The following is a 712-nucleotide window of genomic DNA, read 5'->3' as shown; positions in this document are numbered from 1 at the left end:
GGGTGGAATACATATGCACGACGGCAATACGCGGCTTCCGCCCGATGGCCGTGGACCACCGGTCAAAGGCCTGCCGCCCCTGACGGCCGGCATTCCATGTGCCTTCCACCGGGTTGGCGCCACGCAGCATGATCGTGTTGCCACTCCGACTGATCCGGCCTAGCGGGCGTAGCCCCGTGTCATGCCCGCGCCGCCCGAGCGCGGTCATCATGGCCAGCGGCGCGAAAATGACGGCCGCATCCAGCCGGTTCCATGCCAGACCATCGGCGATGTTGGCCCAGGATGGGGAGACGACGATCTCGGTTTCCAGTCCATGTCGGGCAAAAATGCCCTGGTGCCGCCCCATGATGACTGGTGCGCTGTCAGCCAGCTTCAGCACGCCGATCCGTAACGGTGTGTTCATGATGCCTCATCCTTTTTCTGCGATGCCAGATACTCCCCGGCGACGGCTGCGATGCGACGCGATGTCTGCATGGCCCGGCGCTGGAACCACCGATAGGCCTGCGCTTCGCTGGTTTTTTCATTTTTCATGAAACATCTCTTGGCCTGTTCGATAATCCTACGCTCGGCAAGCACACGCTGCGCTTCGGTCAGTTCATCGCGTGTGCGGCGAAAGCGGGCATACAGCGCGATGGCGGCACGTAGCAGCGGCTTCACGTCACGGGGCAGCGCCTCCAGCACGTTGTACGAACATATGCCGGTGTCGAAGGCT

At 62.5% G+C, this 712-nt stretch carries 2 protein-coding genes; both read right to left on the bottom strand.

Annotated features, from left to right (window positions below):
* A partial coding sequence (locus CFR80_RS18615) for an ABC transporter substrate-binding protein (RefSeq protein ID WP_146221730.1) occupies positions 1-403 on the bottom strand: 403 nt, incomplete at its 3' end.
* Positions 400-712, bottom strand: a 313-nt coding sequence (locus CFR80_RS18610) for an ANTAR domain-containing response regulator (RefSeq protein WP_146221729.1), incomplete at its 5' end; no start/stop codon positions are given. The genes CFR80_RS18615 and CFR80_RS18610, both read right to left, overlap by 4 nt.

The sequence above is a fragment of the Komagataeibacter oboediens genome (assembly GCF_003207815.1).
Classification (GTDB): domain Bacteria; phylum Pseudomonadota; class Alphaproteobacteria; order Acetobacterales; family Acetobacteraceae; genus Komagataeibacter; species Komagataeibacter oboediens.
The sequence above is the reverse complement of the archived record's forward strand: the minus strand, read 5'-3'. Positions and strand labels throughout refer to the sequence as shown.